Consider the following 21435-nt stretch of genomic DNA (forward strand, 5'->3'; position numbering starts at 1 on the left):
TGCTGGCCCATGGATGGGCCGGCTTAGCACGACCCACTCATGGAGGAACTCAAATGGGCATGCAAGTAAATACCAACGTTGCGGCGAATAACGCCTACCGCAACCTGGCTACGACACAGAACGATCTCTCGAAGTCGCTGGAGAAGCTCTCCAGTGGTCTACGCATCAACCGGGCAGCGGATGACGCTGCCGGACTCGCGGTTTCTGAGGGATTGAAGTCCCAAGTCGGTGGCCTCACGGTCGCCAGCCGTAACGCTCAGGACGCGGTCAGTGTTATTCAGACCGCTGAAGGTTCCTTGAACGAGGTGCAGTCGATCCTGCAGCGTGTTCGCGACCTGGCCGTTCAGGCCGGTAACGACTCGAACAACACCGAGTCGCGCGCTGCGATCCAGACCGAGGTAACGGCCCTCACCGCCGAGCTCACGCGAATCAGTGAGTCCACGAACTTCAACGGAACTCAACTGCTGGACGGCACCAAGCCGACCCTGAGCTTTCAGGTAGGGGCGAACGGAGACGGCAGTAGCCAGATCGAGGTGGACCTCTCCAAGGCAGACGTGGGTTCAGTGGTCAGTAAACTGGCCAATGGTATTCCGTCAGAAGTCACGACTGCGGCCAAAGCCGCGACAGTGAAGGATGCAGCCGTGGCAGGGTTTGACAGTTCGGTAGTCAGCCTCAAAGCGGGAGAGGCGAGCGGAAATTACACCGTGACGCAGGCAGGTGTGGGTAAGAACGTATTTCTCGGTACGACGAACGCATCCATGAACCAAGCGGCAATATCGAGCGCTCTGAGCACGGCCTTCGGAGGCGACTATACGATCGAGGAAGGGGCTGACGGCCTCTACACCTTCAAGAAGTCGTTTGTTGGGGATGCCGCAGCAACTCAGAAGGCCATCACATTCGCTCTCAACACGACCCAGAACGCTGCTGATGCCACTGCTTCCACGGACGGAAAAGCACTTGTCAATGCCACTCCGGTTTTCCAAGCTGGAAGCGTTGCGACATACAACGACAACGAAGTGCTAGAGGTTAAATCGGAATTGCTCACTGCGCTCAAGTTCTCGAGCGCCGGTGAGGCAGCTAACGCAATAAAGCTACTTGACTCGCAGATCACGGCCATCTCCACGGCTCGTGCCTCGCTCGGAGCGGACCAGAACCGGTTCGAGAGCGTTATCAAGAACCTGGCCGTCTCTAAGGAGAACCTCACCGCTGCCGGTTCGCGTATTCGCGACACCGACATGGCTGAGGAAATGGTCAAGTACACCCGTGCAAACATTCTGTCGCAGGCTGGTACCGCCATGCTCGCGCAGGCCAACCAGTCCAACTCGGGCGTTCTGCAGCTGCTCCAGTAGTAAGAGTGCCTGACCGGCGGCATCCACTCGCTCACAACGCTAGGGATGCCGCCAGTCGATCAAGGTCCTGATCGCTCGGGAAACTAACCCCCGAGCGATCGCGGCCGATAAGTATTAGTGCTGGCCCATGGATGGGCCGGCGAATTTAGCCCCACATCACGGAGGATCCATTATGGGCATGCAAGTAAACACCAACGTCGCGGCCAACAACGCGTACCGCAACCTGGCCACGACACAGAACGATCTCTCAAAGTCGCTCGAGAAGCTGTCGAGTGGTCTTCGCATCAACCGGGCATCGGATGACGCGGCCGGGCTTGCAGTTTCTGAGGGTTTGAAGTCTCAGGTTGGTGGCCTCACGGTTGCCAGCCGTAACGCTCAGGACGCGGTCAGCGTCATCCAGACTGCTGAAGGTTCGTTGAACGAGGTGCAGTCGATTCTGCAGCGTGTTCGTGACTTGGCCGTGCAGGCCGGTAACGACTCGAACAACACCGAGTCGCGCGAAGCAATCCAGACAGAGGTAACCGCGCTCACCAAGGAACTGACGCGTATTAGCGATTCCACCAACTTCAACGGTACGGACCTGCTGAAGGGTGGTGCAGATCTGAGTTTCCAGGTCGGCGCGAACGGCGATTCGAGCAGCCAGATCAAGGTTAAGCTCGATGGCGCAAACGTCGCGACGATCAAGAATGCCCTAGCCGGTTTTGCCGCCGATGGCACTACGGCGCTGACCGGTAAGACTGCTAGTGGTGTCGCAATCACTGCAGCCGATGTAACTGGAACCGTGGTAATCGGTCAGGCTTCAGGAAAGTCAGTCACAGTAGATTTTGGTGCCAAGGATGCTTCTCGCACCAATGAGGATGTCCTTGCGACTCTCAAGAGCCAGCTGGGCTCGGATTTCAAGACCACAGGGGCTTCGGGCGTGTACACCATTGCCTCAACTGACTCGGACGCGGCCGGTGCGGTTACTGTGGCGGCTGGAACCACGGGCATCACAGGCGTCGGTACGGCTGGTACGGCAAACATCGGCGCACTCGACTTCACGAGCGCTGAAGGCGCAGCACGCGCCATCAACACCCTCGACAAGGAGATCACGAACGTCTCCACTGCTCGTGCTTCGCTTGGTGCTGACCAGAACCGGTTCGAGAGCGTCATCAAGAACCTGGCCGTGTCGAAGGAGAACCTCACCGCTGCTGGTTCGCGTATTCGCGACACCGACATGGCTGAAGAGATGGTCAAGTACACCCGTGCGAATATTCTGTCGCAGGCTGGTACCGCCATGCTCGCACAGGCGAACCAGAGCAACTCTGGCGTTCTGCAGCTGCTCCAGTAATACCAGCACAACCCAGATCGCACATTAATCTGGCTGGGCGGCAGATGCGGGACAAAACCCGCATCTGCCGCCCACCTACCACCCCAGGTTCGACAACCAGAAAGGGAACCCCCGTGTCACTCGCTGTCGATGGGCTCATCAGTGGTCTGGACACCACCTCGCTGATCAACTCCCTCATGGAACTCGAGGCCGGGCCGCAAACGCTGCTCAAGGCCAAGGTCACCACCTCCAACACGTTTGTCACGGCGCTGCAGGGGCTGAACGCCTCCATCGCCAGCCTCGCCACACTCGCGACCAAGAACACCGTCGCCAATGCGCTCAACCTCTACTCCGCCACGAGCAGCAACTCGAGCATCACCACCACCGTCTCCACCGGCGCCAACACCGGGTCGCTCGACGTTGTCGTGGGCGCTCTCGCGCAGGCAAAGTCCGGCGTAACTGCCGCCATGACGGAGTTCAGCGGCACCTCGTTCACCGTCGTGGGTAGCGACGGCGTGGCCATCGACATTGAAGCCGACTCGAACTCGCTCGACGACGTCGCGAGTGCCATCAATGCCTCGAGCGCTGGTATCACGGCCACCAAGGTGGCCTCGGGCACCAACGCCGCCGGCGACAAGCAGTATCGCCTGCAGTTGGTCGCTGATGACACCGGCCTCATCGGTGCCTTCGAGTTGTATCAGGGCACGAGTGGTGACCTGGCCAATGCCACCAACGTGCTCGAGGCCACCGGCGCCGCCGTGATCACCGCAGCGCAGGACGCGCAGGTCGCCCTCTGGGCTGGAACCGCCGCCGCGCAGAACATCACATCCTCGACCAACACCTTCGCGGACCTGCTTCCCGGCGTGGCTGTGACGGTATCGAAGGTCTCCACCGATCCGGTCACCATCACCGTCGCCCGCGACAACGCGGCGGTCAGCGACATCGCAGAGAAGCTGGTGAGCTCGCTCAACACGGTGTTCGCGCTGATTTCAACCAAGTCGGCCGTGGTCAACAGCACCGACACGAGCGGCAACGCCGTGGTCTCGGCCGGGGTGTTCAGCGGCGACAGCACTGTGCGCGATGTGAAACAGCTGATCCTCGACGCCGCGTCGTACCCGGTTGACGGCCGCTCGCCGAGCGAGATCGGCATTAGCATCACCAAGAGCGGCACCATGGAATTCGACGCCGACAAGTTCGCCGCCGCCATGAAAGACGACCCGGAGCACGTCGAAAAGGTGCTGGCCGAGATCTCTTCCCGTGTCGCCGCCGCGGCCACGAGCGCTTCCGACAAGTACGACGGCATGATCACCGGCAAGATCACCGGCCAGGAGAGTCTGGTCAAGAGCCTCGGCACGCAGATCGACAACTGGGATCTGCGCCTGACATCGCGCCGATCGACCCTGGAACGCACCTACGCCTCGCTCGAGGTGCAGCTCAGCAACATGAACGCCCAATCCGCCTGGCTCACCGCCCAGGTTGACGGTCTCAACAGCGCGAACGGAAAATGATGACTATGACAATGGGAACCAACGCCCAGCGTTCGCGTTACAACCGCGACGCGGTTCTCTCGGCAACACCGGTTCGTCTTCTCACCATGCTCTACGACCGCCTGCTGCTCGACCTGAACCGCGCCGAAGCGGCCCAGCAACGCCAGGACTGGCAGATCGCGTCAGACAACCTGATTCACGCCCAGGCCATCGTATCGGAGCTGAGTACCTCGCTCAACGTCGACGCCTGGGACGGCGGCGAGGGGCTGTTCTCGCTCTATACCTATGTCTCGACCGCCATGGTCAGTGCGAATACGCACCGCGACTCAGCTCGCACTCGCGAGTGCATCTCCCTGCTCGAACCGCTGCGGCTCACCTGGCACGAAGCTGCCGAGCTGCTGCCGGCGGCGCCAGCACCGATCGCGCGTTTGGGCGGTGAGCTCGGCATTGGCTAGTCTGGCCATCTGGGAGGCCGCGCTCGACGACCTCGAGAATCGGCTGGATGCTGCGGCGCGGTCTATAGGAGGCTCGACCAGCGATGGTGTCGCGGCCGTAGGGGAGTGGACGGTGCCGACGGGGCTCGGAAATATTCCGCCGGAGCTGGCCGCACGAGTGCAGGACCTGCTGCGCAACCAGCAGAAGCTCATCGGTGAACTCGAGCAGGCGCGCACCCTCACCCTCCGGCACCTCACGGCGGTACGGTCGGTGCCTCCGGAGCGCGACGTGCGGGCATCCGTTTATCTGGATGTGGCCGGCTGACCCCCGTTCGAGGGTAGTGAAACACCGGCGACACGCCGTAGCGCAACAAACTTGGGGAATGTTCTTACGAACTCCTTACCCATCTGTCGGGGCGACCGATAGCAAGGAGTGAGCACGGATTGCTCACCACCGGGCCACGGATTGGCCGTCTTGTCTTTTTGTCGACGAAGCGGGTAATCATGCTTGATTCCGTGACCTCCCTGGCCCTCACGAGTGCCCTGGACGGCCTCGCGCTACGCCAGCGCACCATCGCGAACAACATCGCCAATATCAACACCCCCGATTACCACGCCAAGGTCGTCTCGTTCGAGAACGCACTGGCCAAATCGGTCGCTGACGGCAACGGCGTTTCGGCCGCAACGACGGAGCGTTCGCTCGACCCGACGCTGCTCAACGGCAACAACGTGAACCTCGACACCGAGACCCTCGCCAACATCGACGCGCTGCTGCGTTACCAGTTCGCCGCCAAGGCCGTCGAAGGCCCGGTCTCGTCGATTCGCGCCGCGATGAAGACCGCCTGATGGTCGACGCCATCGGCATCGCCGGCAGCGGCATGACGCTGCACCGCAAGTGGCTCGACGCCATCGCCGACAACCTCGCCAACGCCAACACCGTGACCGCCACAACGGATGCTGCCTTTCAGGAACGCTATATCCTCGCGCAGGAAGGCCCCGGCAACGTGGGCGCCAGTACCACGGCCGCCTTCGGCGGTGCCGAGGGAACCCTGGTGTACGAGCCGGAGCATCCGCTCGCCGATGCCGATGGTTACGTGCGTTACCCCGATATCGACATGGCCGAGCAGATGGGCCACCTCATCATGGCCCAGCGCGGCTACCAGGCCAACGCCGCCGTCGTCGACCGGGCCAAGACCGCCTATGAAGCCGCACTACAGATCGGACGTGGCTGATGCCACTTGGCGCCATCAACGCAACCACCGCCCTCTCGGGTGTCATGGGCAGCTCAGCCACGACCGCCACCCAGCGCACCGACGGCTCGGGCTTCGGCACCGCCCTCTCCGGTGCCGTCGACAACCTGCAGCAGCTGCAAGGCACCTCCAACACCCTCGCCATCCAGGCTGTCACTGGTGACCTGGGTGACATTCACACCGCCACCATCGCGGCCACCCGCGCCCAGGTGACCATGGAACTCGTAGCCGCCGTGCGTAACAAAGGCGTCGACGCGTTCAACGAGATCATGAGGATGCAAGCCTGATGCCCCGGCAAGTCACCAGCGTCTTCAAGCGCTTCGGAAACGCGATTCGCGAGTTCACCATTGCCCAGCGCACTGTCGCCATCATCGGCGTCGCCGTGCTCGTGCTCGGCATCGCCGCACTCAGCATGTGGGTCACCAAGCCGGCTTTCACGCCCCTCTTCTCCGGCCTCAGCGGCGAAGACGCCAACAGCATCGTCGAGCAGTTGCGCACCGACGGCGTCGAATATGAGCTTGCCGACGGCGGCGCCACGATTCTGGTGCCCGAAGCGAGCGTCTACGACGAACGTATCAAGTCGGCCTCGGCCGGCCTGCCCACCTCGAGCACCGGCGGCTACTCCCTGCTCGACACCATGGGCGTGACCTCGAGCGAGTTCCAGCAGTCGGTCACCTACAAGCGAGCGCTCGAGGGTGAACTGGCCAAGACCATCGGTGCCCTCGACGGTGTCAAGATGGCCTCCGTGCAGCTTGCCATCCCCGAAGACAGCGTGTTCGTGTCGCAGAAGAACGACCCGACGGCATCCGTTTTCGTTGAAACCCAGAACGGCGTCACCCTCTCCAACGACCAGGTGCAGGCGATCGTGCACCTGACCAGCGCCTCGATCGACGGCATGACCGCCGCCGACGTTGCCGTCGTCGACTCCACCGGAACCGTGCTCTCCGCCGTCGGCGTCGGCGCCACCGGGGGAGCCGATCAGCAGGCCTCGGACTATGAGACCCGCGTGCGCAGCGCCGTGCAGGCCATGCTCGACAAGGTCGTCGGTGCTGGCAACGCCACCGTCGTCGTCGCCGCCGACATGAGTTACGAATCGGCCGAACGGGTCGAAGAGTCCTTCACGAGCCCGACCGAAGCACTGGCTCTCAATGAATCCGTCGACACCGAGACCTACTCGGGAACCGGCGGCAGCGCCGCTGGCGTGCTCGGATCCGACACGGCCGCCGTGGCCGATGGCGCCACCGATGGCACCTTCTCAAGCGAGTCGACGACCCGCAACAACGCCGTGAACAAGGTCACCGAGAACCGCACCATTCCAGCCGGAGCGATCACCCGGCAGACGGTCTCCGTGGCCGTCGATGCCGATGCCGCCGCTAACCTCAACGTTGCCGACATCACCTCCCTTGTGACTTCGGCCGCCGGCATCGACGCCGTGCGCGGCGACGCCGTGACCGTCGAAGTCATGGCCTTCGACACCACGGGCGCCGCCGCAGCAGCTGCAGCGCTCAAAGCAGCAGCGGATGCCGCGGCCGCCGCACGGTTCGCCGAGATTCTGCGGGTGTCGGTGATCACCGCCGGCATCGTCATCACCCTCGTGGTCAGCCTCATTCTCTACGCACGCCGGTCACGTCGCCAGAGCCGTGAATCGGTGGAGATCGGTGATCTCACCGCAATGCAGAACGCCCTCGGAGAGGCCACCGTCCCGCTCTCGGTGACGTCATCCGCCGGCTCCCTATTCCTCGACAATCCGACCGACACCCCCACGAAAATCATCCCGACCGTCAAATTCGTACCGACCGACACCGACCTGCGCCGCGCCGAGATCGATTCCCTGGCGCAGTCCGACCCGCGCAGCACGGCCGAGTTCCTGCGTGGCCTGATGGATGACCGGCAGCGCGCATGAACGAGCCAGGCACAGCACTGACCGGCACCCAGAAAGTTGCCGTCGTACTCATGAACATGGATCGTCAGCGCGCAACGGAGGTGATGAAGCAGTTTAGCGACATCGAAGCTGAAGTCATCGCCGGCGAAATCGTGCAGCTGCGCAACGTGGACCCGGCCGTCGCCGAGTCCACGCTCAACGAATTTCACGAAATCACCTTGAAGGGTCGTCGGCTGTCCCGCGGCGGGCACGAGTTCGCCGTCGGCCTGCTTGAGGCTTCCTTCGGTGCCGAACGCGCGGCCGGTGTCATGAACCGCGTCGCCACCTCCATGGCCGGCAAGGCTTTTGAATTTCTGGATCCCTCCGAGCCCGGCGATGTGCTCAACCTGCTCGACGGCGAGATGCCCCAGACCATTGCACTGGTGTTGGCGCACCTGCGACGCGACCAGGCATCCGCTATTTTGGCCAGCATGGAACCGGGCCTTCGCACCGACGTCGCCCAGTGCATCGCCACTATGTCGAGTGCGACGCCCGAAGCCATTCGGGTCGTGACGGACACGCTCAAACTTCGCACCGGTAAAATTGTCGCGCGCGAGAGCATCGAAGTGGTCGGCGGAATTCAGCCGCTCGTCGACATTATCAACCGAGCGGATGCCGCCACCGAGCGTGCACTTCTGGAAGGCCTCGAGGAACGTGACCCGGCCCTGGCCGAAGAGATTCGTTCTCGCATGCTCACCTTTGCCGACATCGTCAAACTGGAGAGCCGGGACGTGCAGCAGGTACTGCGCGGCATCGACACGACCGTGCTGGCCATGGCCATGAAGGGCACGTCCGATGCCGTCACCGAGGTCATCCGCGCCAACCTCTCCGAGCGCAACCGCGACGTACTCGACGACGAAACCAAAAGCCTCGGACCGGTGCGGATGCGTCAGGTCGAAGACGCCCGTGCCGAAATCGTGCGCGCTATTCGCGACATGGAAGCGCAGGGCAGCATCACCGTGCAACGCGGTGCCGAGGACGAATATGTCAACTGACACCGGGTTTGGCCGCATGGCGTTTCCGAGACTGCGCGACGAGGAGCAGGACCGCGTCGACGAGCAGTCGCGTGCCGAGGGTCACGCCGCCGGGTACACCGAGGGGCTACGGCTGGCGGCCGCAGACGTCGCCAGGCGCGCCGACGAGATCAACGCCCAGCAAGCCGAGAACGAACGCTACGGTGAAGCGCAGGTCGACAGCGCGGTGCGTTTGCTCGCTGCCGCCGCCCGCGCCCTCAATGAACGAAGCATTCCTCTCATTCAGCAGGCGGAAGCCACGCTCGTCAACACGTCCCTGCAACTGGCCGAAGCCATTCTCGGCTGTGAACTCAGCCATACCGAACCGTCGGCCCGCCGCGCTCTGGAACGTGCGCTGCACCAGCCAGACCAGCTCGACCGCAGCGAGGTGCACAGCATTCGCATGCACCCGGATGACCTCGTGGTGCTGGGCGCGCAGACGCGCGCGCTGGAGAGCATCCGTTTTGTTGGGGATTCCCGACTCAAGCGCGGTGACGCCATCACCGAGTTCAGCGACGGCTTTCTCGACGCGCGTATCAGCACGGCCTTTGCCCGCGCAAAGGCCGCTCTCGCCGAGGTCGAAGTATGATCACCACCTGGCGCCCACGCGCCACGCAGCTCGTGCAGGCAATCGAAGCCGGTCGCCCGGAGCGGGTCGGTGTCGTGTCGTCCATTGTCGGTCTGGGCGTCGAGGTGCGCGGCCTGCGCTCGGCGATTGGTGACATCGTCACGCTCGGCGCCCGACCGGGCCAGGCGGGTATCGACGCTGAAGTCGTCGCCACCACCCAGACCGGAATCCGATGCATGCCGCTTGGCCGCATCACCGGTTTGCAGGCCGGTGCCCGCGTGCGATCGGCTGGCTCGCCGCTGCTCGTGCCCACCGGCCGTGGCCTGTTCGGGCGCGTCATCGACGGCCTGGGCCGCCCCCTTGACGGCAAGGGCCCGCTCGATTCAGACGGCTTCGTCTCCCTGGAACATGACAGCCCCTCGGCCATGCACCGGGCGCGCATCACAACCCCGCTGCACCTGGGCGTGCGCGTTCTCGACACTCTCACGACGGTTGGCCGCGGTCAGCGTATGGGCCTGTTTGCCGGCTCCGGCGTTGGAAAGTCGTCCCTGCTGTCGATGATCGCCCGCGGAACGGATGCCCAGGTCTCGGTCATCGCACTGGTGGGGGAGCGCGGGCGTGAGGTTCGCGAGTTTCTTGAGGACGACTTGGGCCCAGAAGGCTTGGCCCGCTCCATCGTCGTCGTGTCGACCTCCGACGAACCCGCGATGATGCGGCTGCGCGCCGCATTCACCGCCACCCGCATCGCCGAATCGTTTCGCGACCAGGGCGCCGACGTCATGCTCATGATGGACTCGCTCACCCGCGTGGCCATGGCCCAGCGCGAAATCGGGCTCTCGGTCGGCGAACCGCCAGCCACTCGCGGCTACCCGCCGTCGACGTTCTCGGTGCTGGCCCGGCTGCTGGAACGTGCCGGTACCGGTGAGACAGGCTCTATCACCGGAATGTACACGGTGCTCGTCGACGGCGACGACCACAATGAACCCATCGCCGACGCGGCGCGCTCTATCCTCGACGGCCACGTCGTTCTCGACCGCAAGCTCGCTATCATCGGCCATTTTCCCTCGGTCGACGTGCTGGCCTCCATTTCGCGGGTTGCCTCCCGGGTCAACAGCCCCGAACGCAACCAGATCGCGACGACGCTGCGCAAGGTCATGGCGGCCCGCCAGGGCGCGCAGGATCTGCTCGACGTCGGCGCCTACCGCGCTGGCACGAACCCGCTGGTCGATGCGGCCGTTGAGAACGGCCCGGCCATCAACGCTTTTCTCCAGCAGCGGATGGACGACCAGACTCCCAGCGAGCAGGCCTGGTCCCAGCTCACGCGGCTGACCCGCGCGTTCGGGGCTGTCGCATGAGCCGCCTCTTTCCGTTGGCCGGGCTGCTGCGTCTGCGCAAGTTGCAGCAGAACCAGGCCGCCCTCGACCTCGCCGAGGCGAATGCCCGCGTGGCCGCGCTCCAGGCCCGCCGAGGTCGCGCCCGCTCGGCCCTAGGCGCTCTCGGGAACACTCCGCAGACCATCGCCGCGCTCAACGCCATGGCCGCGGCCCGGTCGTCGTCGCGCAGCATGCTCGCTGAGCTCGACGCCATGGGGCGTAACCACCAGGAGACCCTCGATTCCGCCCAGTCCAACTACAACGCCGCCCGGGCCGAGTCGGTCGCGCTCGAGAAACTGCATGACCGGCACGCGGCCGCAGTGCTGGCCGAAGACCTGCACGCCGAGCAGACCGTGCTCGACGAGATCGCCGGAGCTCGCTGGCACCGCAGCCGCTCGGCAAGCCTGAACAAGGGGGAGACACCATGACGATGATCGCGGCCATGGGCAGAATCAGCCAGATTCAGGCGACGCTGCAGCAGCTCTCCAGCGTGTCGACCGAACGGGTCACGACCACGGCCGCAGCGACGACCGCAGCGGCATCCGCTTCGGCTGATAGTTTCGCGGCAACCCTCGCTGCGGCGCTCGGAACGAGTGCAACCAGTGCGACCAGATCGGCCAACGGCGCGACCGGCACCGACGTCGTGGCGTCCGCTGAGAAATATCTTGGCGTGCCCTACGTGTTCGGCGGAGAAGATTCCAGCGGAATGGACTGCTCCGGACTCGTTCAAACCGTATATGCCGATATCGGAATAGAACTGCCACGCCTCGTTTCTGGTCAGATGAAGATGGGCACCGAAGTCGCCTCCCTCGCCGAAGCCCAGCCGGGCGACCTCATCGTCACCGGCGGTGGCGACCACATTCTCATCTACGCCGGCGACAACAAGGTCATCCACGCCCCGTATCCGGGCCGCACCGTGTGCCTGCGCGAGGCCTACATGACGGATGCCGATATCACCACTATCCGCCGCATCATCCCCATCACCACCCAGGCCGCCGGCACCGGCTCCACCGACATGCTCAGTGCCGCCTTCGCCGCTTTCGCCCAGCAGAATTCAACCGCCACGGGAAGCACACTATGACCCTCACCCTCGGCCAATTTCGGCCGGCTGCCGCTCCGGCCACCGCGCCGGCCCAGCGCGAGACCAGTCAGGGCTCGGCTTCGTCGGGCGCTGAAGCGTTCGGCTCTATTCTGCAAGACACCCTCACCGATCGCAGCGCCGCCTCGTCGACATCGGGCCCTAAGACGGCGATGTCGTCAACGGAGCAGAAGACGGACCCCGCGCAGGATTCCGCGGCCGAGGCCACTGCGGCCGGTTCCCCGGCGGATGCAACCGCCCCGGTGGCGTTTTCCCCAGCTCTGACCTGGGCTGCCGCTTCCGCTGCCGCTGCCGCAGCCGCGTCCCCGGCGGCGGACAGTACCGTAGCCGACAGTACCGCGGGCAACACTGCTGCTCCCGGCCCGTCGGTTGACGCCGTGGGGAGCACCAATGTCGACCTGACCGCGTCGGTTGCCGCGCCGGCGACGGCGGGCGGTTCGGGTGTAGCTTCCGCCCCCGTCGCTGGAGCAGTCACGGCTGTGCCGAACGCCGCAGCGAACGCCGCCGCTGCGGTGCCCGCTGCTGATACCGCCACCGTCCCGCCTGCGGCGGCGGTCGTCGCAGTAGCCGCCGCCGTTCCGGTCGCTGCCGGGCGGGCCGCTCAGGGTCGCACCGCCGACGCCGGTGCAGCCGCTTCCAGTGCCGCACCGACAACGTCCCCCGAAGCGGATGCCGCGGCGCTGCCGGCCCAGGCCCCTTCGACAACCGCAGATTCAACGACGCCCGCGAGCGCACTCAGTCCGGCCGCCGCGCCGCCCGTGCCCGGCACGACACAGAACCCCGCCGCGCCGACCGGTGGGGCACAAAGCCTTGCAGGTGGGGCACAAAGCCTCGCCGGTGCGGCACAAATCCTCGCCGCGGCCACCGACGGGTCGGCGCGCTCCGCGCTGCCCGACTCCGTGCGGCTGCACGCCACGAGCACGGAGGCCGTCGCGCCGACGGCATCCGCTCTGCCCAGCGTTGCACCGACCCCGCTGGCGACCAGCACAGCCACGCCGGTTGCAGCGCCCGCGCCGGCTACCGCCGTGCCGCTCACTGCGCAGATCATGAAGCCGCTGTTCTCGCTGACCAATGCTGCGCCGGGTGAGCACGTGCTCACCATCAGCGTCACGCCCGACAACCTCGGGCCGGTCACCGTGCGGGCGCACGTGACGGGGGAGGGCATTCGGGTGGAGCTGTTCGCTCCCACTGATCTGGCCCGTGATGCGCTGCGCGTGATTTTGCCTGACCTACGCCGGGACCTCGCCGGTTCCGGGCTGAGCGCCCAGCTCGACCTGTCGAGCGACAGCCAGGCCGGCGATCCCGGCGCCACCCGCCAGCCCCGCTCGGAGGCCGACGGGCGCAATCCCAACGCTCGGAGTCCCGCCGAGCGAGCACCGGACACTCCGCTGGAGAACCGCGCGTCCCGATTCGGGTCCACCCACACTATCGACGTACTGGCTTAGGAGAACAACCGTGACAATCGATGCCCTGGCAGGCAATGCCGCAGCTCCGACCGGAATGTACACGTCCACGACCACGACGCGTACGCCCAACCAGTCCATGGACTCGGAGGTGTTCATGTCGCTGCTGGTGACCCAGTTGCAAAACCAGGATCCCAGCTCGCCGATGGATACCAACGAGATGATCGCCCAGACCACCCAGCTCGCCATGATGGAGAAGCTCACCGAAATGGCCACCGCGAGCCAGGAGGGCTTCTCCCTGCAGATGCGCACCTCGGCGGCCGCGCTGGTGGGGGAGACGGTCACCTATACCAATGCCGATGGCGACGAAATCACCGGGCTCGCCTCGTCCGTCTCGTTCGCCGGCCCGGTGCCCATGGTCACGGTCAACGGGGAACCCATCGCCCTCGATGTCATCTCCGGCGTGACGCGCGTCACCGCCGCCGTTGACGACACCGACGACTCCGAAGATTCAGCGGGGGCGACCACCGCGGCCTGATCCGCGGCTTGTCCTCGACCCCACCTACTTCACCGCATAGTTCTTTTCTGAAAGGCAGCACCCCATGCTTCGTTCTCTCTACTCCGGCATCTCCGGCCTTCGTTCACACCAGACCATGCTCGACGTGACCGGCAACAACATCGCCAACGTCAACACGACAGCGTTCAAGGCGTCCGCGGCCCAGTTTCAGGACACCCTGTCACAGCTGACCCAGGCCGCCGGCGGCGCCACGGCCACCACCGGTGGCACCAACCCCGCCCAGGTCGGCCTCGGCGTACAGGTCGCTGGAATCTCCACCAACTTCGCCCAGGGATCGTCACAGTCCACCGGCAAAACCACCGACCTCATGATCTCCGGTGACGGCTTCTTCGTCACCTCGCTCGGCGGCGAAACCCTCTACACCCGCGCTGGGTCATTCAACTTCGATTCGGCCGGCCGACTGGTCTCGCCCGACGGCGCGATCGTGCAGGGCTGGGGCGCCGTCAACGGCGTCGTCAACGCTGGCGGGGCGACCAGCAATATCACCCTGCCCGTCGGCGCAATCGTGCCGGCTAAGGCCTCTACCGCCGCAATATTCACCGGCAACCTGCCGTCGGATTCTGCGGTCGATAGCACGCTCACACGCACCGTCGACGTCTTCGACGACCTCGGCAACTCTCGCACGATCTCGCTGACCTTCACTCGCACGGGTGCACCGGATGACGATGGCTGGACTGTTGGGCAATCCAAGCTGGCGGACGGCACGACGCCGACCCCCGTGCAGCTCACCGCTGAGACCGACGCCGACGGCCCCACGGGTAACTTCACCGCCTCCGGCGCCCTGAGAGTTGACGGCATCGATATGGACCTAGCCCAACTCAAGGGCTTCTCCGGCCTCGCCACGGTCGCCGGCAAGACCGACGACGGCAACGAGGCTGGCACGCTCAACAGCTACACGCTCGGCGCCGACGGCACCCTCGTCGGCCTGTTCAGCAACGGCCAGCAGCAGGCCATCGGTCGCATCGCCCTCGCTAACTTCGTCAACCCGGGCGGCCTGGAGAAGGCCGGCTCCTCGGCCTACCGCGCCACGTTCAACTCGGGTGCGGCCGAACTCGGCACCCCCGGCGCGGCCGGCATGGGCTCCCTCACGAGCGGTGCCCTCGAAATGTCCAACGTCGACCTGTCGCAGGAATTCACCAACCTCATCGTCGCCCAGCGCGGTTTCCAGGCCAACGCCCGCATCATCACGACCTCGGACGAGGTCCTGCAAGAGCTGACCAACCTCAAGCGCTAGTTCAGTAGACACGTTTGTGGGGTGCGGAACCGTCCGCACCCCACAATTGTGTCGAGTGAACGCCGCCCTGTGCATAACCATCAGACCTCGGGGCAGAATGCGGCATCCTCATGGCATGACCACGCGCCGAATGCTCCCGCCCCACCTCCTTGCCGGCCCATTCGCCGTGTCCCAGGGCGCTGCGCACGGCTTGTCACCCGGTCGCCTGCGGGCCAGCGACCTCGCCCGCCCGTTCTGGGGCGTGCGCGCACCCGCATCAGCTCACGCCAGCACGCGAGACCTGTGCAACGCCTTCGCACAGCGGATGCCCGTGGGCGCGTTCTTCAGCCACCACACGGCCGCGCTCCTGTTCGGAGCGCCGCTGCCGCCCCAGCTCGCCACCATGAACACCCTGCACGTCACCGTTCCGCTGCCGGGGCGTGCCCTGCGTGTGAACGGCGTCGCCGGCCATGCCATGGCGGTTGATGACGACGAGCTGTTCGACTGGTTCGGATTCAGCGTCACATGCCCGGCGCGCACCTGGTGCGATCTCGCGGAGAGCCTTACCCTGCGGCAGCTCGTAGCGGTCGGGGACTACCTCATCCGCTGGAGTTCACCGCTGGTCACCATCAACGAACTGGTCCAGGCCGTTGAACGCCACCGGCGCGGCAAGCTGCTCCTGGGCCGTGCCCTCTCATTGCTGGACGAGCGCAGCGAGTCGTCGCCCGAATCCGAGCTGCGTGTGATCGTGGTGACGAACGGGCTCCCTCAACCCCTCGTCAACGAAAACATCTTTGCCGCATCGGGTCGGTTCCTGTGTCGTGCCGACCTGTACTTCAAACAATTCGGCGAGCTCCTCGAATACGAGGGAGATCAGCATCGCACCGACCAACGACAGTGGCGCCGCGACCTCACCCGTACAGCCGACGTCGAGTCGGAAGGGCTGCACGTCACCCGCGTCAACGCCGACGATCTGCGTCAGGAGTCCCAACTCGTGGCTCGAATCGCGCGCAATCTGAGCCGTCGTGGATGGTGTGGCACACCCCGCCGCGCTCAGTAGACGATTTTCGTGGGTGGGCAGGGCCGCGCACCCGTCAAAATTGTCCACTGAGCGGATGCCTTACGCCGGTCCACAAACAGCCGACAGTACTGATTGACACCCCGCTTGCGGTGTTCTGACCCAGGGATGAGCACATGATCGTACTAACGCGGCTGAACGACAGTCACTTTGCGATTAACCCCGACCTGATCGAACGCATCCATGCGAACCCGGACACCACCCTGGTCATGGTGGACGGTGCCAACTTCATCGTCACCGAGTCCATGGAAGAAGTGATCGAGAAGATCGCCAGCTACCGGGCGCACGTGATCGCGCTCGCGTACGACCCGAGCGCCGGGGACCTGCCGCGAGGCCCCAGGAAGCTCTAGTGGATCCCGCAACTCTGATCGGTCTGGTGCTCGCCTTTGGCGCGCTCCTGGCCATGATCACCCTCGAGCATTCGTCGGTCATGTCAATCCTGCTGCCGGCTCCCATGATCCTCGTCTTCGGTGCCACCATCGCGGTCGGGCTCGCTGGCGGCACAATAAAGGATTTCATTTCTGCCTTCAAGGCGCTGCCGGGTGCGTTCCGCGGGAAGACCACGCCGCCGCAGTCAGTCATCGACCAGGTCGTCGGCCTGGCCGAAACCGCTCGAAGTTCCGGCTTGCTCGCCCTCGACCAGGAAGCGGACACCGTCAAGGATCCGTTTCTGCGGGGGGCCCTGCAGAACATCGCCGACGGCACCGACGGTGACGAACTGCGCATGTTGCTCGAAGACGAGATCGCAACCAAGGCACGCTCCAACCGCAACGCGGCCAAATTCTTTACCGGCCTCGGCGGCTACGCCCCGACTGTCGGCATCATTGGCACGGTCGTTTCTCTGACCCACGTCCTCGAAAACCTCGACACGCCCGCTACCCTCGGCCCGATGATCGCGGCCGCGTTCGTCGCGACACTGTGGGGCCTGCTGTCCGCCAACTTCATCTGGCTGCCGATCGGCTCCAGGCTGCGCCGTCTTGCCGACCTCGACGTCGACCGCATGACCCTGGTCATGGAAGGCGCCCTGGCCGTGCAGGCCGGAAGCCAGCCGCGGCTGCTCGGTGAACGACTGCGGGCCATGGTTCCGGCCGAGCTGTTGCCCAAGGTCGGCGCCAAGGGCAAGGACGTTCAGGCGGATGCTGCCTCACCCGCCGGCAAGATCAAAGCCAAGGGTAAGGGAAAGGGTAAAGACAAAGACCTTCCCGAAGCAGCATGAGTGTGCGCGCCAAGCGGCGCAAAATGGTCGAAGAAGAGGACGTCCACCCCGACGAGCGGTGGATGGCCTCCTACATGGACATGGTCACGGTGCTGATGTGCATGTTCATCGTTCTGTTTGCCATGTCGACTGTCGACCAAGACAAGTACGAGCAACTGGCCAACTCCCTTGCCACCGGCTTCGGTGCCGTCGATGCTGGCAAGGTGGATACCGCCGAGGGAGTCGTCGTTCCGGCCGACCTCATCGACAACCAGGGCGAATCACCCACGGAAGTCACCCACTCGTCCGAGGCAATCGACCCGGCAGAGGCCACGGCCGTGGCCACCGCGAACGCCGAAGCGGCCGAGAAGGAGGTGGCGAAGCTCGATCAGCTGGAGGCTGCTGTGACCGCCAATCTGACCGCAGCCGGTGTGGCCCAACTGGTCGAATTTCACATCACCGACCGTGGCCTGACCCTGGGCCTGGTTGGCAGCGAGACGTTCTTCGCACCGGACAGCGCCCAACTCACCGCGGCGGCGACTGCGGTGCTCGATGCTGCCGCTCCGGCGATGGTGGCCAGCGGGCAGAAGATATCGGTCGAGGGGCACGCCGACAAACACGGCCAGTCCGCGACGTTTGCCACGGACTGGGAACTGTCCGCGAGCCGGGCGACGCAGGTATTGCGTCGTCTGGTGGAGCAGGGTGGGATTGGCGGAGAGATGATATCCGCTGTCGCCTTCGGCTCGGCTCAGCCGGTGAACACCGGATCAACCCTCGACGACATGGCCCAGAACCGCCGGGTGGATGTCGTGCTGCTGTCGGACCAGCCGGACAGCGTGCGGGCGCTCATCCCCGGTGTGGCCGGGAAGGATTGACCCGGAACAGACGCGCTGCATCCGCGGGCTGAGACTCCTTACCATTCGACTGACCCCGCCGATAGTCCCAACGTGACAGTCCAGGATCAGGTCGACAGCAGTGCGCCCGCGAAAGCGGCGAAGAGCGTTGAGCTGTACGACTTTCGGCGTCCCACCACCCTGGCTCGGGAACACGCTCGTGTTCTGGAACTGGCCTTTGAGACGTTCGCCCGGCAGTGGGGCACCCAGCTGACCGCACGTGTGCGCGTGCTCTGCATGGTCACCTGCGAGCAGGTACTCATGGCCACCTACGACGAGTACGCGGGCTCTCTGCCGCCGAAAACGGCCATGGTGCTGTGCACTGTCGCCGGTCTCGAAGCCCGAGCCGTCATCCAGTTTCCGACCACGTCGGCACTCACCTGGGTGAACCACATGCTTGGCGGCAACAGCAGCATCCCCGTGATCGCCGAACGCAATTTCACCCAGATCGAGCTCGCCCTGATTCGCAAGCTCATCGCCGAAAGCCTCGAAGACCTGCGTTATTCCTTCGGACCGCTGCTCGTCGACGAGATGGGGGTCGAGGCGATCCAGTACAACTCCCAGTTTGCCCAGGCGGCCGCAACCGGCGACCTGATGGTGGTCGCGACCTTTGCCATTCGGGTGGAGAAGGTGACCGCGACGGCGACGGTGGCCATTCCTGCTGCGGCGCTGATGCCGCAACTCGGCGAAGCGAACCCCACCAGCACCACGTCGAATGCCGCCGAATTTTTGCAGGCCCAGATCGCGGCCGTACCGGTCGACGTGTCGCTCCGGCTGGAGACGGCCCACGTACTGCCCAGTCGCATTCTGACGCTGGCCGTCGGCGATGTTCTGCACGTTCCGCATCCCCAGCATCGTCCGCTCAATTTGACCGTCGACGGCCAGTCGCTCGCCCGCGCGGCCGTGGGGGCAAACGGTTCGCGGCTGGCCTGCATCGTCATTGATACCGAGGAGACAGCTCAATGATTTCTACCCGATCCATTCCCGAGGTCGCCGTTGACGCTCTCATCCGCGTGTTGCCGACGTCGGTGCCGCTGCTGGCGGTGCCACATACCGGCAGTGCCGAGCTGAGCTCGCGCGCTGGTTCCGCCGTGGTCGCCTCGTTTGTGGGCACGACCTCCGCTGACCTGGCCGTGGTATTGAGCGACTCGGCCTCCCTCGACGCCGCAGCCGGGGCGAACTCCCAGCTCGTCTCCAGCCAGGATGTTCTGCGTCCGGCCCTGGAGAGCGCCTCCGGCGTGCTCGGAATCGGCGTGCTCGGCGACTCGAGGGTAGAAGACGCCTCGGCGCTGTTCGCCGCCGACGACACCGACGTCTTCGAGCTGAGTGCCGGCGGCGTCGTGACCGGCTGGTTCGCCATTCGAGTGCGCCAGAACGGCGTTGTCGGCGGGCCCGTTACGGCCTCTAGCCGCGTCGCCATGGGAAACCTCGGGCGTATCAGCAACGTCGAAATGTCCCTGACCGTTGAGATCGGGCGCACCCGTATGTCCGTGCGCGACGTGTTGTCGCTGAAGCCCGGCGCGGTCATCGAACTGGACCGTTCCGCCGGTGCACCGGCCGATATTCTGCTGAACGGCCGCCTGATCGCGCACGGTGAAATCGTCGTCGTCGACCAGGACTACGCCGTGCGTATCACCCAGATTCTCGATGTCGCGGATGGCCTGTCGTAAGTGGACACCCTTATAGTCGCGGTGCGCGTCGTCCTGTCCTTGGGCGTGGTTCTCGCACTGCTCTGGTACCTGCAGCGACGACTGTCGCGCGGGGCACGCGCGCACGGTATCGCTAACCCGGTGACCGTCGTGGGCCGGCAACCCATCGGGCAGAAGGCATCCGTTGTCGTCGTGGAGGTCGACGGAACTCGTCTCGTTCTCGGCGTGACCGAGCAGGCCGTGACTGTGCTGCACGAAAAATCCGTCGCTGCCGTCTCCACGTCGACCCTCGAGACCGCCGTTGCAGCGCTCGGCAGCCCCGACGCGAGCGACGCCTTTGCCCGTTCCCTGGCCACGGCCGAAGCGGATGACGCCGCCCCGGCCCCGACGCCGACCCGCCCCGCCCCGCTGGCCGGGTCGATCCTGTCACCATCAACCTGGCGCCAGACCGCCGCGCTGCTTCGGCAGGGACGGTGAACTCCGCGGTCGACCGGCAGGTACACCGTCAGGCCTCTGCCCGGCTCGGCCTGCTGATTCTCTGTGGTCTCGTCATCACCGCAGCCCTCGTCTGGCTGAGCGTGAGCGTCGTGCACGCCCTGCCAGTCGACCCGGCCATGCCGGACAGCCCCATCGACCCGACCCTGCCGACCGACCCCACCGACCCGTCCGACACCGGCGGCGGCGGGCTGAGCGTGGACATCAACGGACCCGACGGTGCACCTTCGTCAGCGATCGTCACCCTGCTGGGTATCACCCTGCTGTCCGTCGCCCCGGCTCTGCTGCTCATGATGACGAGCTTCACCAAGATCTTCGTCGTGCTGGCCATGACCCGGAACGCCCTCGCGCTGCCGTCGATTCCACCGAACCAGGTGCTCGCCGGCCTCGCCCTGTTTCTGTCGCTCTTCATCATGGCTCCCGTGCTGACCGACATCAACAACGTGGCACTTCAGCCCTACCTCGACGGTTCGCTGAACTTCACCGATGCCCTGAACCTCGGTTCGGAGCCGTTGCGGCAGTTCATGCTGGCCAATACCCGCGGCGAAGACCTCGCCCTGATGACTCGGGCCGCCGACCAGCCCAACCCCGACAATCCCGACGACGTGACCCTGCTCACCCTCATTCCGGCGTTCATGATCTCTGAACTGCGCGCCGCCTTCATCATCGGGTTCGTCATCTTCATCCCGTTCCTGGTCATCGACATTGTGGTTTCCGCGGCGCTGATGTCGATGGGCATGATGATGCTGCCGCCCGTCATGATCTCGCTGCCGTTCAAGATTCTGCTGTTCGTACTCGTCGACGGCTGGGGGCTTATCATCACGAGCCTCATCGGCAGTTATCAGCTGGCCACATGAATACCAATGCGGTGCTCGATATCGGCCTGCAGGCGCTGATTCTGGCCGCGAAACTGTCGGCTCCCGTGCTGATCACCGCGCTCGTGGTGGGTTTTGCCATCTCGCTGATGCAGTCGATCACTCAAATTCAGGAAGTGACGCTGTCGTTCGTGCCGAAAGCGGTCGCCGTCGCCCTGGCCCTGCTGATCTGCGGCCACTGGATGATCGCCGAATCGGTCGCCTTCACCAACTCGATGTTCGAGAAGATTCCCGCGCTGCTCGGCGGAGGTTGA

At 64.9% G+C, this 21435-nt stretch carries 26 protein-coding genes; all 26 read left to right on the forward strand.

Annotated elements, in window-relative coordinates:
* The first annotated feature begins 59 nt into the window (after positions 1-59).
* The 26 genes from CXY77_RS21150 (at position 60) to fliQ (ending at position 21435) form a co-directional block, all read left to right on the forward strand.
* A complete protein-coding gene (locus CXY77_RS21150) occupies positions 60-1349 on the forward strand; it encodes a flagellin (RefSeq protein WP_369831315.1) in 1290 nt (429 codons plus the stop codon).
* A gap of 127 nt (positions 1350-1476) precedes the next feature.
* A complete protein-coding gene (locus CXY77_RS17880) occupies positions 1477-2679 on the forward strand; it encodes a flagellin (RefSeq protein WP_304466269.1) in 1203 nt (400 codons plus the stop codon).
* Between the two features lie 113 nt (positions 2680-2792).
* Positions 2793-4166 (forward strand): flagellar filament capping protein FliD, encoded by a 1374-nt coding sequence (fliD, locus tag CXY77_RS17885; protein ID WP_104130647.1) that lies wholly within the window; start codon positions 2793-2795, stop codon positions 4164-4166.
* A gap of 5 nt (positions 4167-4171) precedes the next feature.
* A complete protein-coding gene (gene fliS, locus CXY77_RS17890; RefSeq protein WP_104130648.1) occupies positions 4172-4600 on the forward strand; it encodes a flagellar export chaperone FliS in 429 nt (142 codons plus the stop codon).
* Positions 4593-4904 (forward strand): hypothetical protein, encoded by a 312-nt coding sequence (locus tag CXY77_RS17895; protein WP_104130649.1) that lies wholly within the window; start codon positions 4593-4595, stop codon positions 4902-4904. Before fliS ends, CXY77_RS17895 begins: the two co-directional genes overlap by 8 nt.
* A 179-nt stretch (positions 4905-5083) precedes the next feature.
* A complete protein-coding gene (locus tag CXY77_RS17900; RefSeq protein ID WP_092110173.1) occupies positions 5084-5425 on the forward strand; it encodes a flagellar basal body protein in 342 nt (113 codons plus the stop codon).
* Positions 5422-5811, forward strand: coding sequence for a flagellar basal body rod protein FlgC (locus tag CXY77_RS17905; protein ID WP_092339712.1), 390 nt, complete (start codon positions 5422-5424; stop codon positions 5809-5811). The genes CXY77_RS17900 and CXY77_RS17905 overlap by 4 nt, the downstream gene beginning before the upstream one ends.
* Positions 5811-6116: a flagellar hook-basal body complex protein FliE gene (fliE, locus tag CXY77_RS17910; protein ID WP_092339713.1), complete on the forward strand. Its 306-nt coding sequence runs from the start codon at positions 5811-5813 to the stop codon at positions 6114-6116. The genes CXY77_RS17905 and fliE overlap by 1 nt, the downstream gene beginning before the upstream one ends.
* Positions 6116-7732: a flagellar basal-body MS-ring/collar protein FliF gene (gene fliF / locus CXY77_RS17915; RefSeq protein WP_092339714.1), complete on the forward strand. Its 1617-nt coding sequence runs from the start codon at positions 6116-6118 to the stop codon at positions 7730-7732. The genes fliE and fliF overlap by 1 nt, the downstream gene beginning before the upstream one ends.
* Complete coding sequence (fliG, locus tag CXY77_RS17920; protein ID WP_092339715.1) at positions 7729-8745, forward strand: flagellar motor switch protein FliG; 1017 nt, start codon at positions 7729-7731, stop codon at positions 8743-8745. The genes fliF and fliG overlap by 4 nt, the downstream gene beginning before the upstream one ends.
* A complete protein-coding gene (locus tag CXY77_RS17925) occupies positions 8735-9352 on the forward strand; it encodes a FliH/SctL family protein (RefSeq protein ID WP_104130650.1) in 618 nt (205 codons plus the stop codon). Before fliG ends, CXY77_RS17925 begins: the two co-directional genes overlap by 11 nt.
* Positions 9349-10686, forward strand: coding sequence for a FliI/YscN family ATPase (locus CXY77_RS17930; RefSeq protein ID WP_104130651.1), 1338 nt, complete (start codon positions 9349-9351; stop codon positions 10684-10686). Before CXY77_RS17925 ends, CXY77_RS17930 begins: the two co-directional genes overlap by 4 nt.
* Positions 10683-11132 carry a flagellar export protein FliJ gene (locus CXY77_RS17935; RefSeq protein WP_092339718.1) on the forward strand — a complete coding sequence of 150 codons (450 nt, stop codon included), beginning with the start codon at positions 10683-10685 and terminating at the stop codon, positions 11130-11132. The genes CXY77_RS17930 and CXY77_RS17935 overlap by 4 nt, the downstream gene beginning before the upstream one ends.
* The gene (locus CXY77_RS17940; RefSeq protein ID WP_104130652.1) at positions 11129-11785 is read left to right on the forward strand and encodes a C40 family peptidase; all 657 of its coding nucleotides are present in this window, start codon (positions 11129-11131) and stop codon (positions 11783-11785) included. The genes CXY77_RS17935 and CXY77_RS17940 overlap by 4 nt, the downstream gene beginning before the upstream one ends.
* Entirely contained in the window at positions 11782-13248 is a 1467-nt protein-coding gene (locus CXY77_RS17945; protein ID WP_104130653.1) for a flagellar hook-length control protein FliK, read from the forward strand. The genes CXY77_RS17940 and CXY77_RS17945 overlap by 4 nt, the downstream gene beginning before the upstream one ends.
* Before the next feature lie 10 nt (positions 13249-13258).
* A complete protein-coding gene (locus CXY77_RS17950) occupies positions 13259-13744 on the forward strand; it encodes a flagellar hook capping FlgD N-terminal domain-containing protein (RefSeq protein ID WP_369831316.1) in 486 nt (161 codons plus the stop codon).
* Between the two features lie 64 nt (positions 13745-13808).
* Positions 13809-15017 carry a flagellar hook protein FlgE gene (locus CXY77_RS17955; protein WP_104130654.1) on the forward strand — a complete coding sequence of 403 codons (1209 nt, stop codon included), beginning with the start codon at positions 13809-13811 and terminating at the stop codon, positions 15015-15017.
* 115 nt (positions 15018-15132) lie between these two features.
* On the forward strand, positions 15133-16056 hold the full coding sequence (locus CXY77_RS17960) for a hypothetical protein (protein WP_104090702.1): 924 nt from the start codon (positions 15133-15135) through the stop codon (positions 16054-16056).
* Between the two features lie 134 nt (positions 16057-16190).
* A complete protein-coding gene (locus tag CXY77_RS17965) occupies positions 16191-16424 on the forward strand; it encodes a flagellar FlbD family protein (RefSeq protein ID WP_104090704.1) in 234 nt (77 codons plus the stop codon).
* Positions 16424-17290: a motility protein A gene (locus CXY77_RS17970; protein WP_092339724.1), complete on the forward strand. Its 867-nt coding sequence runs from the start codon at positions 16424-16426 to the stop codon at positions 17288-17290. Before CXY77_RS17965 ends, CXY77_RS17970 begins: the two co-directional genes overlap by 1 nt.
* On the forward strand, positions 17287-18144 hold the full coding sequence (locus CXY77_RS17975; protein ID WP_174775006.1) for a flagellar motor protein MotB: 858 nt from the start codon (positions 17287-17289) through the stop codon (positions 18142-18144). Before CXY77_RS17970 ends, CXY77_RS17975 begins: the two co-directional genes overlap by 4 nt.
* A gap of 72 nt (positions 18145-18216) precedes the next feature.
* Positions 18217-19128 (forward strand): flagellar motor switch protein FliM, encoded by a 912-nt coding sequence (locus CXY77_RS17980; protein ID WP_174775005.1) that lies wholly within the window; start codon positions 18217-18219, stop codon positions 19126-19128.
* Positions 19125-19832, forward strand: a complete 708-nt coding sequence (gene fliN / locus CXY77_RS17985; RefSeq protein WP_092339725.1) for a flagellar motor switch protein FliN — start codon at positions 19125-19127, stop codon at positions 19830-19832. The genes CXY77_RS17980 and fliN overlap by 4 nt, the downstream gene beginning before the upstream one ends.
* Entirely contained in the window at positions 19833-20288 is a 456-nt protein-coding gene (fliO, locus tag CXY77_RS17990) for a flagellar biosynthetic protein FliO (protein WP_092339726.1), read from the forward strand.
* Positions 20285-21163 (forward strand): flagellar type III secretion system pore protein FliP, encoded by an 879-nt coding sequence (gene fliP, locus CXY77_RS17995; RefSeq protein ID WP_369827362.1) that lies wholly within the window; start codon positions 20285-20287, stop codon positions 21161-21163. The genes fliO and fliP overlap by 4 nt, the downstream gene beginning before the upstream one ends.
* A complete protein-coding gene (gene fliQ, locus CXY77_RS18000; protein ID WP_092339727.1) occupies positions 21160-21435 on the forward strand; it encodes a flagellar biosynthesis protein FliQ in 276 nt (91 codons plus the stop codon). Before fliP ends, fliQ begins: the two co-directional genes overlap by 4 nt.

Source organism: Cryobacterium sp. N21 (genome assembly GCF_002929575.1).
GTDB classification, from domain to species: domain Bacteria; phylum Actinomycetota; class Actinomycetes; order Actinomycetales; family Microbacteriaceae; genus Cryobacterium; species Cryobacterium flavum.